Origin of the sequence: Mongoliimonas terrestris, from assembly GCF_001927285.1 — a bacterium.
Taxonomy (GTDB): Bacteria; Pseudomonadota; Alphaproteobacteria; order Rhizobiales; family Pleomorphomonadaceae; genus Chthonobacter; species Chthonobacter terrestris.
In genome coordinates, this window is the sequence record NZ_MSIG01000001.1 from 62841 (window position 1) to 77804 (window position 14964).

The following is a 14964-nucleotide window of genomic DNA, read 5'->3' on the forward strand; positions in this document are numbered from 1 at the left end:
GAGGTGTCCGGTGAACGACGAGACGGTAGCCGCCAAGTTCGACGCCGAACGTGTTCTGGATTTCCTGGACCAGATGAACGGGATCCGGTTGAAGCACGAGCTTCGCGCCCATATCCGGCGAGCGCCGGAGGTGGGCCTCACAAAGGATGGTCTCCTCGTCCTCAAGTTCGTTCTCGGCATCACACAGCGAAAGATCCGCCGCGACCTCCTTCTTCTCGACGTTGCTCTTCTGGAGAAGAGCCTCGCCCTCGGCGTCGATCGGGCCATGACCGTGGTTGAGCGACGAGCGGTCGCCAATCGGCGCAAGCTGGCCTGGCTCGTGCCGGCCTGCAGCGCCGCCGACGACTCGGGCCACCTTGACGATGGCAATGCCATCGGGGCGGACCTTGTCCGGGCTCTGGACAGGGTGATCGCCGGGCGCTTCGATCGGCTGGACGAGGATGTTGTGACCCTCTTCGGTCTCCGCGGTGCGGCGCTGCTGAGAGACGTCGCGAAGAATTCGAGAAGCATCAAGGAGATCGGCTATGCGATCGAGGCCAGCCGGCAAGCGCTTGACCTCGCGCGCCAGATCGCCCATCCCGGCTTGACCCTGACCACCGCCCTCCAGTACGTGCGCGCCGTCGTCCAGTTTCTGAAAGCCGATCAGCCTCAGGACAGCAGCCATTCGCTCGCGGTTGTGGTCGAGGCACTCACCGCGCTTCAGGACGTCGTGGCCGAATGCGATCCACGAGATCCGCGCCTCACGCAACTGACCGCTTTGATGGGTATTTTGTCGGCCCCTCTTGCCGCCATGGGTGCCTCCAAGGAGGCGTTGGATCGCCTCGGCCCAGGCCAGGGCGATCCGCAAGGCCCCGCCGCCGCCGGCAGTGCGATCGGACGCATCATGCGGACCCTGTTCATGGGCGCGGCGCGGGCGAAGAGTGGCGAGAAGGTCGACGGAGAACAACTCCTGCGGGACATGGAAGTCTCCATCGAGACGATCGGTCCGAGCGTGGGGCTCGACATCTGGCTCCAATCCCAGAAAGGCCTCGCCGACCTGAAGGCCGCGCGGGGATCGAAGGGGGATGCCAAGGCGCTGCTCCTTGAGGCTCTGACGACGGGCCGCCAATTGATCCTCGCCAGCACCAGTGCCGACCAGGTGACCCGCGCGCTGACCGCGTTGTCCGAAGTTGCCGGCTCGCTGGTCGCGCTGGAAGCTGGCGACGGCAATGCGGAGGGCGTCTTCCGCGCGATCTCCCTCAGCCGGTCCGTCCGGTCGAGCGTCGGCATGGCCATGGCTCGCCTTGAGAGCGATCCCGCCTTTCTGGACGTGCGAAAGCTGAGGGGCGACGTCGTCCGCCTGCGCGAGGACGTCGCCCATCGTCGGCGGCTCGGCCGCACGCTCCACGCGGAAATGAAAGCGTCACCCGCACTGTCGGATCCTCGGACGGCGGCGGAGAAATGGGCGCCCGCGACCAGTTTCCAACAGGCGTTCGACGAGGCGGTCCGACGTCTGGAGGTCGCCACAGGCACGTTCCAGCAAGCCCTGGCGCAGCGGGAGCTCGATGCGGTGCTGAAGGGCCCCGACATACGCGAGGTTTGCCAGGCGGTTCCGCCGGGCGGCGTCGCCGTGATCCTTGCGCCCGCCGCAAGCCGGGCGTGGCTCCTGATCGTGCCGCACGGGGCGGACGGTCTCCGGTCAGACCATCTCGTTGAACTCGACGCACCATGGGGCGACCTGTCCACCGACCTGTTCGACGGCCCCGGACCGGCGCCGTCCTGGTTGCCCGTGTTCCGCCAGTTGCGGGCCGATCTGGCGGAGGGCCGACCGGTATCGATCCTCGGACCCGAACTGCGAGCATTCTCGGAGGCTCTCGATGCGATTACGCGGCGGCTGTGGGATGGATTGATGGGCCCTCTCGACGCAGCGCTGCGCGCCATCGGGTGTGCCCCGGACGGCTCCACCGAGGTCATCCTGATGCCGCCCGGAAAACTCTCCATCCTCCCGCTGCAAGCCGCATGGCGACCATCGGACGACAGCCACGACGGGCGGAGGCTGTTCCTCGATGACTGGGCGCTCACGATCTGCCAGAGCCCGCAAGCGCTTGTCGCCGCGCACCAGCGGCTGTCGCAGCCGGCGCGCGCGCGTCGAAGGGCGCTCGGGGTCACCGATCCGCTCGGCGACCTGTCGGCCGGTAGCGACGCCTTCGTCAATCCAGGTCTTGCCGCCTTTGACGCGGCGGAGCGACGGGAACTGCGCGGGTCCGCGGCCACGCGGGCGGCCGTGCTTCAGGAAATCGGCACGTCGACACATGTGACCTTCTATTGCCACGGCGTTTGGAACCTGGAGGACCCGGAGGCATCCGGCCTGGCCCTCGCGCCAGCGCCCGGCACAACGGACCCCACGCGATCGGACAGAGGGCCATCCCGGCACGATCTTCTCTCGGTCCATGATCTCTGGCGCGCCGGAATCAGTCTCGACGTGAGCCGGCTTTGGGTGCTGGCCGCCTGTGAGACCGGAGCGCTCGACCTGTCACTTCCGGACGAGTTCTCAGGGCTGGGGCCGAGCTTGGCGACCGAAGTTCCGGCGGTCCTGTCGACCCTCTATCCGGTCGATGCCAGCACCACGGACCTCGCGATACGGGCGTTCATGCGCGTCCATCTGAGCTTTGGCCTGTCACCGGCCCGGGCCTTGCGGGAGGTTCAACGCGCGATCCGGATGGGGCGGGACGCGATCGAGAGGCTCGCTGGACCGGACGTCGCTCTCCCGGCGCCCGTGGGCGGGGCTCCAGGTGTTCGCCCTCAGACGATCACCGTCCCGCTGATGATCGACGAGACGCACGACCCCGCGTCGGCGATGGCGGACGCGGATGCCGACGGGAGAGAGCATAGGTCCACGGACGACGATGAACACGACACCGATGCCATCTCGCAGGCATGGCGCCAATCCTATTTCTGGGCAGCCTACGCGGTCGCGGGGCTCTGAGCCGCCCTCTCGTCAGACCCTTTCTGTCCAACAGCGTCCGCCGAGACGGTGAACGCCTGATTCTCGACCGGATCCCCAGCAGCTTCGGCGAAGCGACCGGACGCCCGTTCTGCGAAGGACCCGTCGTCACGGCGTAGCACGAACAGGCATTCGGCCCCGAACCGATCGGCGAAGGAGAGGCCGTCGTCCGGGCCGAGCACCATGAGGGCCGTCGCGGTCGCGTCGGCGACCATGGCGGTCGGCGCCAGCACCGTCACCGATGCCACGCCGTTCGCCACCGGACGCCCGGTGCGGGGATCGATGGTGTGGGATATGCGCCCGCCATCGCCGTCGCGGACGTGTCGGTAGTCGCCGGACGTGGCGACGGCGCAGTCCTCCAGGTCGATCACGCCGTGGATCCGGCGCCGTTCCAACTCCGGCCGCTCGACCGCGACGGACCACGGCGTTTCGCCCGGCTTTTTCCCGCGGGCGCGCATCTCGCCGTCAATGCCGACGAGGAAGGCCCCGATCCCCGCCGCGTCGAGGACGCGCGCGAGTTCGTCGACCCCGAAGCCCTTTGCGATGCCCGAAAGGTCGAGCGCCATCGGAGCGCGCTTGCGGACGCGACTCCCGCGCCGATCAATCTCCAGGGCGTCGATATCGAGCGAGGCCCGTGCGCCCGCCAGTCCTTCGACCTGTCCGGCGTGGGCTCCGAAGCCCCATTCGGCGACGAGGCGGCCGACACCGATATCGAAGGCCCCGTCGCTGGCATCCCGGATCTGAAGGGCGGCCGCAAGGACGCTCACGAGGGTCGGAGGGACCTCCATCCAGTCGCCGACGGGCGCCCGGTTCAACTGCATCAGGTCGGAGTCCGGCTTCCACGTGGACATCTGGTCGTCCACGGCGCCGACGGCGCGGACCAGTGCCTGGCCGATCGCCATCGGGTCCGGCCCTCCGTCGTCGAACCAGACGGCCGTCCAGCGGGTGCCCATGGTGGGGCCGTTCAGGCTGACACGGCGCGCACCGGAAGGCCCCTCAATAGACGTCCTCGACATAGCGCCCCTCCTGTTTCAACGCCTCGACCGTGAGCCCGAGCGGCCGCAGCGCCTGGCCGATCGCGTCGGCGACGCCGGCTGCCATGTCGCGACCGCCGCAAACCATGACCTGCGCGCCCTTCGCCATCAGCGCCCGCACCGTCTCGGCATCCGCCGCGAGGCGGTCCTGGACGTGGGCGCGGTCCGCGACCCGCGAGAAGGCGGTGTGCAGGCCGGAAAGCCGGCCTTCGACGATCCAGCGCTGCAGGTCGCGCCCGTAGAGGAAGTCGGACGCCGGGTTGCGGGCCCCGAACCAGAGGTGCATCGGCCGCCGGCTGTCGTTGTGGCGGATGAAGCCGGCGAGCGGGCCGATGCCCGTTCCGGCGCCGATCAGGATCACCGGCGCGGTACCCTCGGCGGGACGGAAGCCGGGGTTGGCCCGCACGAAGGCGTCGATCTCGCCGCGGATGGGCAGATCCGTCAGGAAGCGGGAGCAGAGACCGCCCGGATGGCGGCGCACGCAGATCTCCAGCATCCCGTCGCGTGTCTGAGAGGCGAGCGAGTAGAAGCGCGCGACGTCGCTGCCCGGGGCCAGAATGCCGACCAGGTCGCCCGCCTCGAAGCGCGGCAGGCGCGCCCCGAACAGGTAGCCGTGGAGGGTTGGCCGCGGTTCCGCCGGCGCGAACCGCAGCACGGCGGTTGGCGCGTCCACCGCCAACCCGTAGTCCTCGCGGGAGTCGAGACGAAAGCGACAGGTTTTCGGGCGGACCGGCACATGCGCGAGTGCAAGGTCGATCCCGAGCCCCGCCCCGAGTTCAACGCCCCACTGCGCGAAGCTCTGTGCCGACTGGCGGTCGATCCGACCGAGAGCGAGCAGCCTTGCGGCGCTCGTCCTTCCAAGAGCCTCATCCACAGCGGCTGCAAAGGCACAATAGTGGCCGAAACCACGGTCTCCGAAGCCGAGCACGGCGAAGGCGGGCGCGGGCGCGGCCGGCAACCGGCCGAGCCGATCCAGGAAGTGCCGCGCCGAGGCGGGCGCCTCGCCATTGCCATAGGTGGCGGTGAGCACGATCAGCCTGTCCGCGCGCCGGTAGACCGCGATGTCGTTCATCGCTCCGGTGTGGACCTTGTGTCCCGCGGCGGTGAGCGCGGCGTGAAGCGTGCCGGCGAAGCCCCATGTGGTGTTGCCCTCGCTGCCGACGAGGATCACCGTGTCGGCGGACTGGGCTCCGACGTTGGTCGGGATCCGCGGCCGGGCGCGCCGCCGGGCGACCCAGATGACGAGACCGGTCGCGGTCATCACCGGAACCATGGCCGAGCCGGCGCCCAGCACCAGGGCGAGCCACCAGAGGCCTTCGCCTGTGTGGAGGGCGTAGATCCACTGGGTCGCTGCCTGCCAGGCGCCATTCTTCGCGGTGGTCAGGACCGCGCCCGTCGCGGGATCGACGGTCGCCGCGCCGGACGCGGTCGTCAGGGTGAAGACGTCGGTCGGATCGTCGGGATAGGGGAAGGAGAGGTCTCGCAGGTCCCGGAGATCGACCGCCTTGAGGGCCGCGAGTTCGTGCACGGCGAGCGCCGGACCGGCGGAGGCCTCCGCGGTCGGGGCTTCGGCGGGCGAACCGTCGGGAAGGATCTCGAAGGTCGAGAGCGAGAGCAGCAATCCTGTCGCGGCGGAGAGCAGAAGCCCCCCGGCTGCGGCCCGGCCGAGTTCGCCGTGGATCCGCTGGCTGGCGGTGCCGCGGATGGGACCGAAGAGGCGCCGCCAGCCGCCGAGGCGCTGGGCGAGCATCGCCGTACCGGAGAGCACGAGGACCAGCATCGCCGCGGCGCCGAAGCCCACGACGGCGCGGCCGGTGTCGTCCGCCAGCAGCTTGCGGTGGAGGTTCGTCACCCACAGCGTGAACGCCGACGGCGCGTAGGGGCCCACCACCGCGCCCGTACAGGGATCGATGGTCGCCATGCCGGGGCGGTCCGGGTCGAACCAGGTCGCGACGACGAGACCGGACGGCTTGCGCTCGATCCTCTCCACGCCGGGCAGAGTCACCTGCACCCGGGCGGCGAGATCGGCGACGGTGACCTCGCCCCGGGCCGGAACGGACGCCTCCAGCCGCTCCAGGACCGGGTTCACCGACAGCACCGCGCCCGTCGCCGCCATCAGGGCGACGAGAAGCGCGGCGACGAGGCCGGGGATCGAGTGGATCGTGCGGAACATGGGTTCGGTCCGATTCAGAAGCTGTAGGTGAAGCTCTCGACGTAGCCGCGCCCGGCGACGGGCTTGCCGTTGCCCGCCGTGGTGAGCGGCGCCACGACGTCGGACGGGTTGTCGCGCATATCCTCCACGGCCGTGTCGACGCGCACGTCGAAGCCGCCGTCGATCAGCGTGTCCGCGAGGTCGAGGGTGATCGTCAGCGTGCGTCCCGCGCCGACGCTCGCGCCGGTGATGCCGTCGACCTCGGCGATCGACCCGCCGGACGCGCGCTGCCAGTCGGAGAGGTGGCGGTAGTATTTCGCCTTGCCGCCGGCCATCCAGAGCGTGCCCTGGTAGGCGCCGGCGCTGTCGACGACGTAGAGGACCACATAGGCGCCGTCGCCGCCGTAGCTCTTGATCGTCGTTTCGAAGGTGATCTGGCGGGCATCGGCAAGGGTCGGCGCGACGAGCGCCGTCGCCGCGGCCAGCGCGGGGGTCAGGATCTTCATCTGGGTGGTCCTTCGTTGGGAGTTTTGGCGGCGACTTACTTCACCTCGACCTTCGGGCGGGACTTGCCCTTGAAGAGGCCGTTGTCGGGGACGGGCGCGTTCGGGTCGGACGGACCGGTCTGCGGCAAGGCCGACCCGCCGCGATCGTCGTCATCGTCATCGTCATCGTCATCGTCGTCGTCGTGGTGGTCGCGACGTCCGCCGTCGCGCCTCTGATCGTCGTCGCGGGAAAGGTCGACCCGGCGATCCTCGCGATCATCCCGGTCGCCGCGGCGGAACTCGGTCGCCAGCACCTGGAGCGTCGCGGGGTCGATGATCGCCTCGAAGCGGCGGCCGTCCCGGTCGGTGCAGAAGATCTCGTAGCAGCCGTCGTCGGTCTTGATCCGCTGCACGGTCCAGCCGCGCGCCTCCGCCATCTTCACGACCGCGCTGCGCGGCTGCCAGTCGCCGATCCGCGCCTCGCATTCGTCGTCGTCCGCTAGGGCGACGCCAACGCCCGTCAGGGCGAGAGCGGCGGCCACGATCAGGATCTTCGTCTTCATCTCATGCACTCCCAAGCCGTCTCGGCTGGCGGCACCGTGGTCCTCGCAGCTGACGGTCAGCTGAAGCCCTTACAGAAATCGCTTCAGCTTCCTGTCAGCTTGGGCGCGCAGAGAAGATCTCGAAGGAGATGCCCGTGCGCGTGCTGTTGATCGAAGACGACAGAGGCCTCGGCTCGGCGGTCCGCGACCAGATCGTGGATGGCGGCCACTCCATCGACTGGGTGACCCGGCTCGCCGATGCCCGAGACCATGTGGCTGCCGCGCCCTACGATCTCGTTCTCCTCGACCTGATGCTGCCGGACGGCCGTGGCCTCGATTTCCTGAAGACGCTTCGCGCGGCCGGCGACGTCACCCCCGTCGTCATCATGACCGCGATGGACCAGATCTCCGACCGCATCGCGGGCCTGAACGCGGGCGCCGACGACTATCTCGTCAAGCCCTTCGATCTCGACGAACTGACCGCCCGGCTCGCCGCCGTGTCCCGGCGCTACCACGGCAACCCCAATCCGCACGTCGCCGTCGGCGACCTGACGATCGACCTTGCCGCCAAGTCGATCCGCCGGGACGGCAGGTCGGTCGCGCTCACGGCGCGGGAATGGGCCCTGTTCGAAGCCTTCGTGCAGCGGCCCGGCGTGATCCTCTCCAAGTCGCAGCTGGAGGAACGGCTCTACGCCTTCGACCGGGAGATCGACAGCAACACGATCGAGGTCCACGTCAGCCGTCTGCGCAAGAAGCTCGGGGCCGACGCGATCGAGACCGTCCGCGGGCTCGGCTACAGGCTGGGCGCGCCATGATCGCGCCCCGGAGCCTGCAAGCGCGACTTGCGCTCGCGCTCTCCATTGGCCTCTCGATCGTCTGGGCTGCGGCGGCCGGCGCGGCCTACACCGTGATGCGCCACGAGATGGACGAGGTGTTCGACAGCGCGATCCAGGAGACGGCACAGCGGCTCCTGCCGCTCGCGGTGATGGAGATCATCGACCGCGACCCCGACGACCTGCAGCGCGTCGCGTCCGTCCGGCCGCACGACGAACTCCTGACCTACATCGTCCGCAACGACGCTGGCGCCGTCATCCTCGCCTCGCACGATGCCGATCCCGCGATCTTCCCGAAGCGGACACCACCTGGCTTCTCGTCCACGCCGACGCACAGGATCTACACCGAGCCTGCGCTCCAGGGCTCGCTCGCCATCCTGCTCGCCGAGCCCTGGACCGTCCGGCGCGAGGCGGCGCACGAGGCGGCCGAGGCGCTGGCGATGCCGCTCGCGTTGCTGATCCCGCTCTCCCTCGGCGGCGGCTGGCTGCTGGTGCGGGCGGGAATGCGCCCGATCCGGCGGCTGTGCACCGACATCGAAGCGCGCGGGGCCGGCGACCTGACGCCGCTCGCCCCCCGGTCGATGCCGAGCGAGATCGAGCCGATCGCGGCCGCGGTGAACCACCTTCTGGAGCGGCTCCGCCGGACGCTCGAGGCGGAACGCAGCTTCACCGCCAACAGCGCCCACGAACTGAGGACGCCCATCGCCGGCGCCCTCGCACAGACCCAGCGCCTACTCGCGGAGACCGGCGACGAGCGGACAGCCGGGCGGGCGCGACAGATCGAGGCCACGCTGAAAACGCTCGCCCGGCTGGCCGAGAAGCTGATGCAGCTTGCCAAGGCCGAAGGCGGCCGACTGGTCGCCGAGACGCCGGCGGACGTGGTGCCGATCGTCCGGTTGGTGTGCGAGGACCTCGCCCGCATACCCGGCGCGGAGCGACGGCTGGACCTCAAGCTGCCGGACGGTCCGGTTCTCTCGCGCATCGACAGGGACGCGCTGTCCATCCTCGTCCGCAACCTCGTCGAGAACGCGCTGAAGCATGGCGCGGCAGACGAGCCCGTGACGGTCCGACTCGATCCGGACAGCCGCCTGCGGGTAACCAACGGCGGTCCCGCCGTACCCCCGGACCAGCTCGCCCGCCTGTCGCGTCCCTTCGAGCGAGGCGCGAGCGAGGCGGAAGGGACTGGGCTCGGCCTTGCCATCGTCGACGCCATCGCCCGTGGGGCCGGAACCGGCCTTGACCTCCGTTCACCCGCACCGGGACGGGTCGACGGCTTCGCGGCCGACGTCCGCCTTGGGCCTGCATGACGACGCCCACGCGATCCGCCTGGGCAACGGCAAACCATGCCCGCCGTGATCAGAACCGGGTATTGGCCCGACCAGATCCTTCTCCACTGGGTCATCGCCGCCCGCGTCCTCTTTCAACGCGTCCGTGGGGGGAGCATGACCCAGGCGATCGAGGCCGCCGAGGAGGAAGAGGCGTTGTCCACATAGCGACGATCTGTCGATGACAGCGCGCTGCAGATCCTCTGCAAAAACAAAGATAGTTGAAGTTCACGCTCATATATGTCGCATTACGAATATTAATTTCCGTAATTGCGTGCTAATATAAGAGGGATTTTCAGCTCTCGCACCGAAACGAACGCCACCCGGTTGGAACCGGCGATACTTGGGTTGCGAGGCCGTCCAACAACAGAAACTGGAGCGCGCTTGAATTCACCGACCCAAAACGCCGAACGGGCGCAGCCTCGCGCCGGGGGCGATCGCATGACGGGCGAAGCCACCGAGGGGCAGGCAACCCCGTGCCCCATCGTCGGCATCGGCGCCTCTGCGGGCGGGATCGAGGCCTTGATCCGCCTGTTCGATGCGATGCCGGGCGACAGCGGCATGGCATTTCTGATCGTGATGCATCTCGACCCGACGCGCGAAAGCGGGCTCACTCAGCTTCTCGGCCAGCACAGCACCATGACCGTGGCCGAGGCCGCCGACGGTCTGACAATTCAGGCCGACCACATCTACGTCATCCCGCCGGCAGCCTCGCTGACGGTCGAAGACGGACAACTGCGGCTCGCCGAGCCGGCCGAACGGCGCGGCGCCCGCTACCCGATCGACCGCCTCTTCCAATCCATGGCAACGCAGCGGCGCACACGGGCGATCTGCATCGTCCTGTCGGGGTCTGGGAGCGACGGCACCGAAGGGCTGAAGGAGATCAACGCCGAAGGCGGTTGCGTCCTGGTGCAGGATCCCTCCACCGCCCGCTTCGACTCCATGCCGCGGAGCGCGATCGAGGCGGGCCTTGCCGACCATGTCCTCGCACCGGAGGACATGCCGGACGTGCTGATGCGCTACGCGAGCCATGCCTATGCCGCGGGATCCGAGCTCGTCGAAGAGGGGGGACGTTCGGGCAACGGCTCGATCGATCCGGTCCTTACTCTCCTGCGAAACCGCGCCGGCCACGATTTCCGGCTCTACAAGCGCAGCACGCTCATGCGACGGATCCACCGCCGCATGGGGCTCTGCAATCTGCACAACGTCAAGGACTACCTGGGCTTCCTGCGTTCCCAGCCGGGGGAGATGGAAACGCTCGCGCGCGATCTCATGATCAGCGTCACCACCTTCTTTCGCGACCCGGAGGCATGGGCGACCCTCGACAGGACGGTGCTTGCATCGCTGGTCGCCGAGCGCGAAAACGGCGCGGCCCTCCGTCTCTGGGTGCCCGGTTGCGCCACCGGCGAGGAGGCCTACACCCTGATCTTGCTCCTGGTCCACCGCGCGGAGGCGGCGGGCAAACGGTTCGACATCAAGCTCTTCGCGACCGATAGCCGGGACGACAACCTCGACGCCGCGCGTGCCGGTGTCTATGCGGAGGGCGCGGTCAACGGGGTTCCGAAGCACCTTCTCGAACAACACTTCGACAAGCTCGATGGCACCTACCGGGTCAAGGAAGAGCTGCGCGAGATGGTCGTGTTCGCTTCGCACAACCTGCTGCGGGACCCGCCGTTTTCCCAGATCGATCTTGTCAGCTGCCGAAATCTCCTGATCTACCTTGAACCTGTCGCGCAGAAGCGCGCGCTGGCGCTGATGCATTTCGCCCTGCGGCCGGGCGGCCATCTGCTGCTCGGCAACGCCGAGAACGTGTCCGGCCGGGAAGACCTGTTCGAGACCGTCTCGAAGAAATGGCGCATCTTCCGCCGCCTCGGGCGGACTCGCCACGACATCCTCGACTTTCCCCTTCTGCCTGGCCGGCTCCGGCGCAACAACAAGGTTCTGGCCATGCCCGATGATGACCGACTGCCCCAGCGAATCGTCGACGTGGCGCAGCGGGCGCTGATCGAGCGCTTCGCCCCCGGGTCGGTGCTGATCGAGCGAAACGGGCAGGTCGTATGGATCCATGGATCGATCGGCGCCTACCTGGAGCCTCCCCCGGGCGAGCCCAGCCGTGACATTCTGGCGATGGCGCGCCACGGCCTTCGCGCCAAGCTGCGCAGCGGTGTGCGCGACGCCATCAAGGAAAAGCGGACGGTCGAGTTCCGTGTGCGGATCCGGCAGACCCACGGGGAGCAGGCCGTCGCGGTGACGGTGGCGCCCCTGCCCGATCCGTCCGAACCCTTGCTTCTGGTGAGCTTCCGCGACCTGGACACGGTTCAGGGCCATCCTGCACCGGCCGACGAGGGCGACATCAGTCTTGCGCACCAGGCCTTCGAGGATGAACTCGGCGCGGCGCGCGCGGAGCTGCGGGACACGATCGACGAGTTCGAGAGAGCCAACGAGGAGCTGAAGGCCGCGAACGAGGAAGTGACCTTGATCAACGAGGAGCTTCAGTCGACCAACGAGGAACTGGAGACCTCCAAGGAGGAACTTCTGTCGTCCAACGAGGAATTGCAGACCGTAAACAGCCAGCTTCAGCACAAGAACCAGGAACTCGCGGACACCACCGACACGCTGAACAACCTGCTTGCCAGCAGCGAGATCGCGACCGTGTTTCTCGACAGGGACTTCTGCATCCGGTGGTTCTCCCCCAGCAGCAAGGAGCTCCTGGATCTGGTCGAGACGGACATTGGCAGGCCCGTCACCCACTTCGCCTGGAAGGTGGAAGACGGGGCCCTCCTGCGCGACGCCCAGGCTGTGCTACAAAAGCTGACCGGTATCGACGCCGAGGTGCACAGCACCGCTGGCCGCTGGTATTTGCGGCGCGTGCTTCCCTACCGGACCCACGATGACCGGATCGCCGGGGTCGTGATCGCCTTCATCGACATCACCGACCGCAAGTTGGCGCAGGATGCGATCAACGAGGCGCGCCTCTACGCCGAGGCGATCATCAATACGGTGCGGCACCCGGTCATGGTGCTCGACGGCGAGTTGCGGGTCCAGTCGATCAACCCGGCCTTCTGCGATGCCTTCAACTGCCCGGCGGACGAATCCAGGAACTACCTGCTGCACGAACTCGACCATGGCGCCTGGGATATCCCGGAGTTGCGACGGCTGCTGCACGAGGTCCTCAGCGAGGCGCGCTCCTTCGACGATTTCGAGATCGAGCATGTGTTCCCCAAGCGAGGACGCCGGCACATGCTGCTCAACGCGCGCAAGTTGGCGCATGGCGGCAACCGGACGGAACTGATCCTGCTTGCGATCGAGGACGTGACGGAGCGCCATGACGCGGACGCGCTCCGCCAGACCCTCATCAACGAACTGAGCCATCGCGTGAAGAACATGCTGGCGATGGTGCTTTCGATCGGATCGCAGACGCTTCGCCAGAGCGCCTCGCTGGACGAGTTCAAGCTGGCGTTCGAGGGACGCATGCATTCGCTCGCAAGGGTTCACGACCTGCTGGTCGGCGAAAACTGGGGCGGTGCCGATTTGGGCGAACTCGTCCGACGGACGATGGCGCCCCATGGTATGGAAGACCGGATCACCGCCGTGGGACCGAGCCTGACCATGACACCCGAGGCAGGCGTCGCGATGGCCATGGTTTTGAACGAACTCGCCACCAACGCCGTGAAGTATGGCGCGCTGTCTGGCGATCGCGGCCATCTCGACGTGACCTGGGCGGTGGACAGCATGGCGGACGGCCCGTGGATCCATCTGCAGTGGATCGAATCCGGCGGTCGGCCGGTGACGAAGCCCGCCCGACGCGGGTTCGGTTCGACCCTGATCGAGCGCAGCATTACCCATCAGCTCTGCGGAACGGCCGCGCTGAGCTTTCCCGCGGAGGGTCTTCGCTGCGACATCGCTTTCCCTATGGAATTGGCCACGCGCGCGCAGAACCCGAAGGAGACATGAACCATGCCGCTTCCCGTCAAGGAACTGAAGGGCTTGCGCATTCTCGTCGCCGAAGACGAGTTGCTCATCCTGCTGGCTATCGAGGGCATGCTCCACGACATCGGCTGCGAGGTCGTCGGCCCGGTGGCCACTGTCGAAGCGGCCCTCTCCGCGATCCGCCAGACCGACCTGGACGGCGCGCTCCTCGACATGAACCTGCATGGCCAGCGCATCACACCAGCCGCCGAGGCGCTTGTTGCGCGGGGCGTGCCGTTCGTTCTCTGCACCGGATACGGAAAGGAGCCGCGTGACGAGGCGGCCATCCGGGATGCCCCGAGGCTGACCAAGCCGTTCAGCTGCGAAAGCCTGCGCGCCGCCATGGACGAGGCGTTCATCACGGTCAACAAGCCATAGCGTTGGGCACGGGCACCGGACCTCCCCGGCACGGCGCCGGAGCGCTTTCCGACCTGACTGAATCGTCCGGACGTCAAGAAATCATCACACGATCAATGCGCCAGGCCCCAGAATCGCGCAATGGTGCGGGTCGAGGAGATCCCGACCTCCAACATGTACTTGCCCTCTTCGCCCAGGCCTTCGTCTCCCCCTGCGCTGATCGGGGTGCCGTGGGCCATCCCCTCGATGATGTACTCCTCCATCACGTCCCGCCCGGCGGCGTCGCACCAGACCCGGCGCAGAACATTGTCGACACTCTCCTCCCGGGTAGGCTGCCCATCGACCCCGTGGATCTTTTGCCACTGCCGGATGATGGATGCGGCGTTCGAACTGTCGACGGTCTGGTCGCGACCCCCGTGCCACACGGAGATCGTCGGCCAGGGACCGGTGAATGCCGAAGCCTCGCGCACAAGCGCGCCGAGCTTGCGGTCCGAGGGACCGCCGTAGCCTTTCATGCGGAACAAGGCCTGCGTCAGGCTGTCCGCACTGCGATAGGGCAGGCCCGCGATGATCGCGCCTCCTGCGAAGATTTCGGGATACGTTGCCAGCATGACCGATGTCATGGCACCGCCCGAGGACAACCCGGTCACGAAGACGCGGGACGGATCGATCGTATAATCCTCTGTGACCCGCGCGATCATCTGGCGAATTGAAAGCGCCTCGCCTCCGTCGCGCCGGCTGTCGCCGGTCTTGAACCAGTTGAAGCCACCACTGACGTTGTTGCTGCGCTTCTGCCCGGGAAACAGAAGCGCCACCCCGTATTCCTCCGCGAGCATCGACCAGCCCGATCCGGTGTTGTAGCTCTCCGCCGACTGCGTGCTCCCATGCAGCACGACGACCAGCGGACCGTTCTTCGCGAAATTCGGAGGGATGTAGACGTTCGCGAGCAGCGAGCCCGGATCCGTTCCGAAATGCTCCAGCACGGTCAAGCTATGGCTGCTGTCTGATGAAGTCGACATGCGAAGTCCTTGAAGTTTCTTCCAAACGCGGCAGTGATATCTGCGCTATGGACTTGCGATCTCTGCGGTGCAAAGTGGGATGCCCACGAAGTCTGTGCTGATCCAAGCATCTGGCAGCTCCATCGGTTCCGGTGGGACCGCAAGCGGCGCAGATTGCGCGTCGATTGCATAGAGGGTAGCGGACTGCCGCCGTCCAGCAGATCGACGGCATCCGGATCGGTCCGCCGGCTCACCCCGCCCGCGGAGCGGACCGTGAGATCCGCGT

Annotated in this window: 10 protein-coding genes; 5 read left to right on the forward strand and 5 right to left on the reverse strand. The window is 67.7% G+C overall.

The genetic code is table 11. The features are described 5' to 3' along the window. The first annotated feature begins 10 nt into the window (after positions 1 to 10). Entirely contained in the window at positions 11 to 2965 is a 2955-nt protein-coding gene (locus BUQ68_RS00255; RefSeq protein ID WP_075213935.1) for a CHAT domain-containing protein, read from the forward strand. On the opposite strand, the gene BUQ68_RS00260 is transcribed toward BUQ68_RS00255, so the two are convergent. From BUQ68_RS00260 to BUQ68_RS24080, 4 genes are read right to left on the reverse strand one after another with little or no spacing between them, the layout of a single operon-like run. After that, complete coding sequence (locus BUQ68_RS00260; protein WP_245293124.1) at positions 2944 to 3999, reverse strand: FAD:protein FMN transferase; 1056 nt, start codon at positions 3997 to 3999, stop codon at positions 2944 to 2946. The genes BUQ68_RS00255 and BUQ68_RS00260 overlap by 22 nt on opposite strands. Next, positions 3980 to 6190, reverse strand: coding sequence for a PepSY domain-containing protein (locus BUQ68_RS00265; protein ID WP_075213937.1), 2211 nt, complete (start codon positions 6188 to 6190; stop codon positions 3980 to 3982). The genes BUQ68_RS00260 and BUQ68_RS00265 overlap by 20 nt, the downstream gene beginning before the upstream one ends. A gap of 14 nt (positions 6191 to 6204) precedes the next feature. Next, the gene (locus BUQ68_RS00270; RefSeq protein ID WP_075213938.1) at positions 6205 to 6675 is read right to left on the reverse strand and encodes a DUF2271 domain-containing protein; all 471 of its coding nucleotides are present in this window, start codon (positions 6673 to 6675) and stop codon (positions 6205 to 6207) included. Between the two features lie 35 nt (positions 6676 to 6710). Then, positions 6711 to 7217, reverse strand: coding sequence for a PepSY domain-containing protein (locus tag BUQ68_RS24080; RefSeq protein ID WP_075213939.1), 507 nt, complete (start codon positions 7215 to 7217; stop codon positions 6711 to 6713). A 134-nt stretch (positions 7218 to 7351) separates the two neighbouring features. Between BUQ68_RS24080 and BUQ68_RS00280 the strand changes: the two genes are divergently transcribed. The 4 genes from BUQ68_RS00280 (at position 7352) to BUQ68_RS00295 (ending at position 13701) form a co-directional block, all read left to right on the forward strand. Then, positions 7352 to 8011 carry a response regulator transcription factor gene (locus BUQ68_RS00280; protein WP_075214322.1) on the forward strand — a complete coding sequence of 220 codons (660 nt, stop codon included), beginning with the start codon at positions 7352 to 7354 and terminating at the stop codon, positions 8009 to 8011. After that, on the forward strand, positions 8008 to 9336 hold the full coding sequence (locus BUQ68_RS00285; protein WP_075213940.1) for a sensor histidine kinase: 1329 nt from the start codon (positions 8008 to 8010) through the stop codon (positions 9334 to 9336). Before BUQ68_RS00280 ends, BUQ68_RS00285 begins: the two co-directional genes overlap by 4 nt. Before the next feature lie 459 nt (positions 9337 to 9795). After that, on the forward strand, positions 9796 to 13308 hold the full coding sequence (locus BUQ68_RS00290; protein WP_075213941.1) for a chemotaxis protein CheB: 3513 nt from the start codon (positions 9796 to 9798) through the stop codon (positions 13306 to 13308). A 3-nt stretch (positions 13309 to 13311) separates the two neighbouring features. After that, entirely contained in the window at positions 13312 to 13701 is a 390-nt protein-coding gene (locus tag BUQ68_RS00295; protein WP_075213942.1) for a response regulator, read from the forward strand. Between the two features lie 92 nt (positions 13702 to 13793). Here BUQ68_RS00295 and BUQ68_RS00300 read toward each other — a convergent pair whose 3' ends face one another. Next, the gene (locus BUQ68_RS00300; RefSeq protein ID WP_245293134.1) at positions 13794 to 14663 is read right to left on the reverse strand and encodes an extracellular catalytic domain type 1 short-chain-length polyhydroxyalkanoate depolymerase; all 870 of its coding nucleotides are present in this window, start codon (positions 14661 to 14663) and stop codon (positions 13794 to 13796) included. Between the last annotated feature and the right edge of the window lie 301 nt (positions 14664 to 14964).

What these genes read in the sequence shown, in the direction of transcription:
- BUQ68_RS00260 (WP_245293124.1), bottom strand. Translation starts at nt 3,999, where the DNA reads ATGTCGAGGACGTCTATTGAGGGGCCTTCCGGTGCGCGCCGTGTCAGC.
- BUQ68_RS00265 (WP_075213937.1), bottom strand. Translation starts at nt 6,190, where the DNA reads ATGTTCCGCACGATCCACTCGATCCCCGGCCTCGTCGCCGCGCTTCTC.
- BUQ68_RS00270 (WP_075213938.1), bottom strand. Translation starts at nt 6,675, where the DNA reads ATGAAGATCCTGACCCCCGCGCTGGCCGCGGCGACGGCGCTCGTCGCG.
- BUQ68_RS24080 (WP_075213939.1), bottom strand. Translation starts at nt 7,217, where the DNA reads ATGAAGACGAAGATCCTGATCGTGGCCGCCGCTCTCGCCCTGACGGGC.
- BUQ68_RS00285 (WP_075213940.1), top strand. Translation starts at nt 8,008, where the DNA reads ATGATCGCGCCCCGGAGCCTGCAAGCGCGACTTGCGCTCGCGCTCTCC.
- BUQ68_RS00290 (WP_075213941.1), top strand. Translation starts at nt 9,796, where the DNA reads ATGACGGGCGAAGCCACCGAGGGGCAGGCAACCCCGTGCCCCATCGTC.
- BUQ68_RS00295 (WP_075213942.1), top strand. Translation starts at nt 13,312, where the DNA reads ATGCCGCTTCCCGTCAAGGAACTGAAGGGCTTGCGCATTCTCGTCGCC.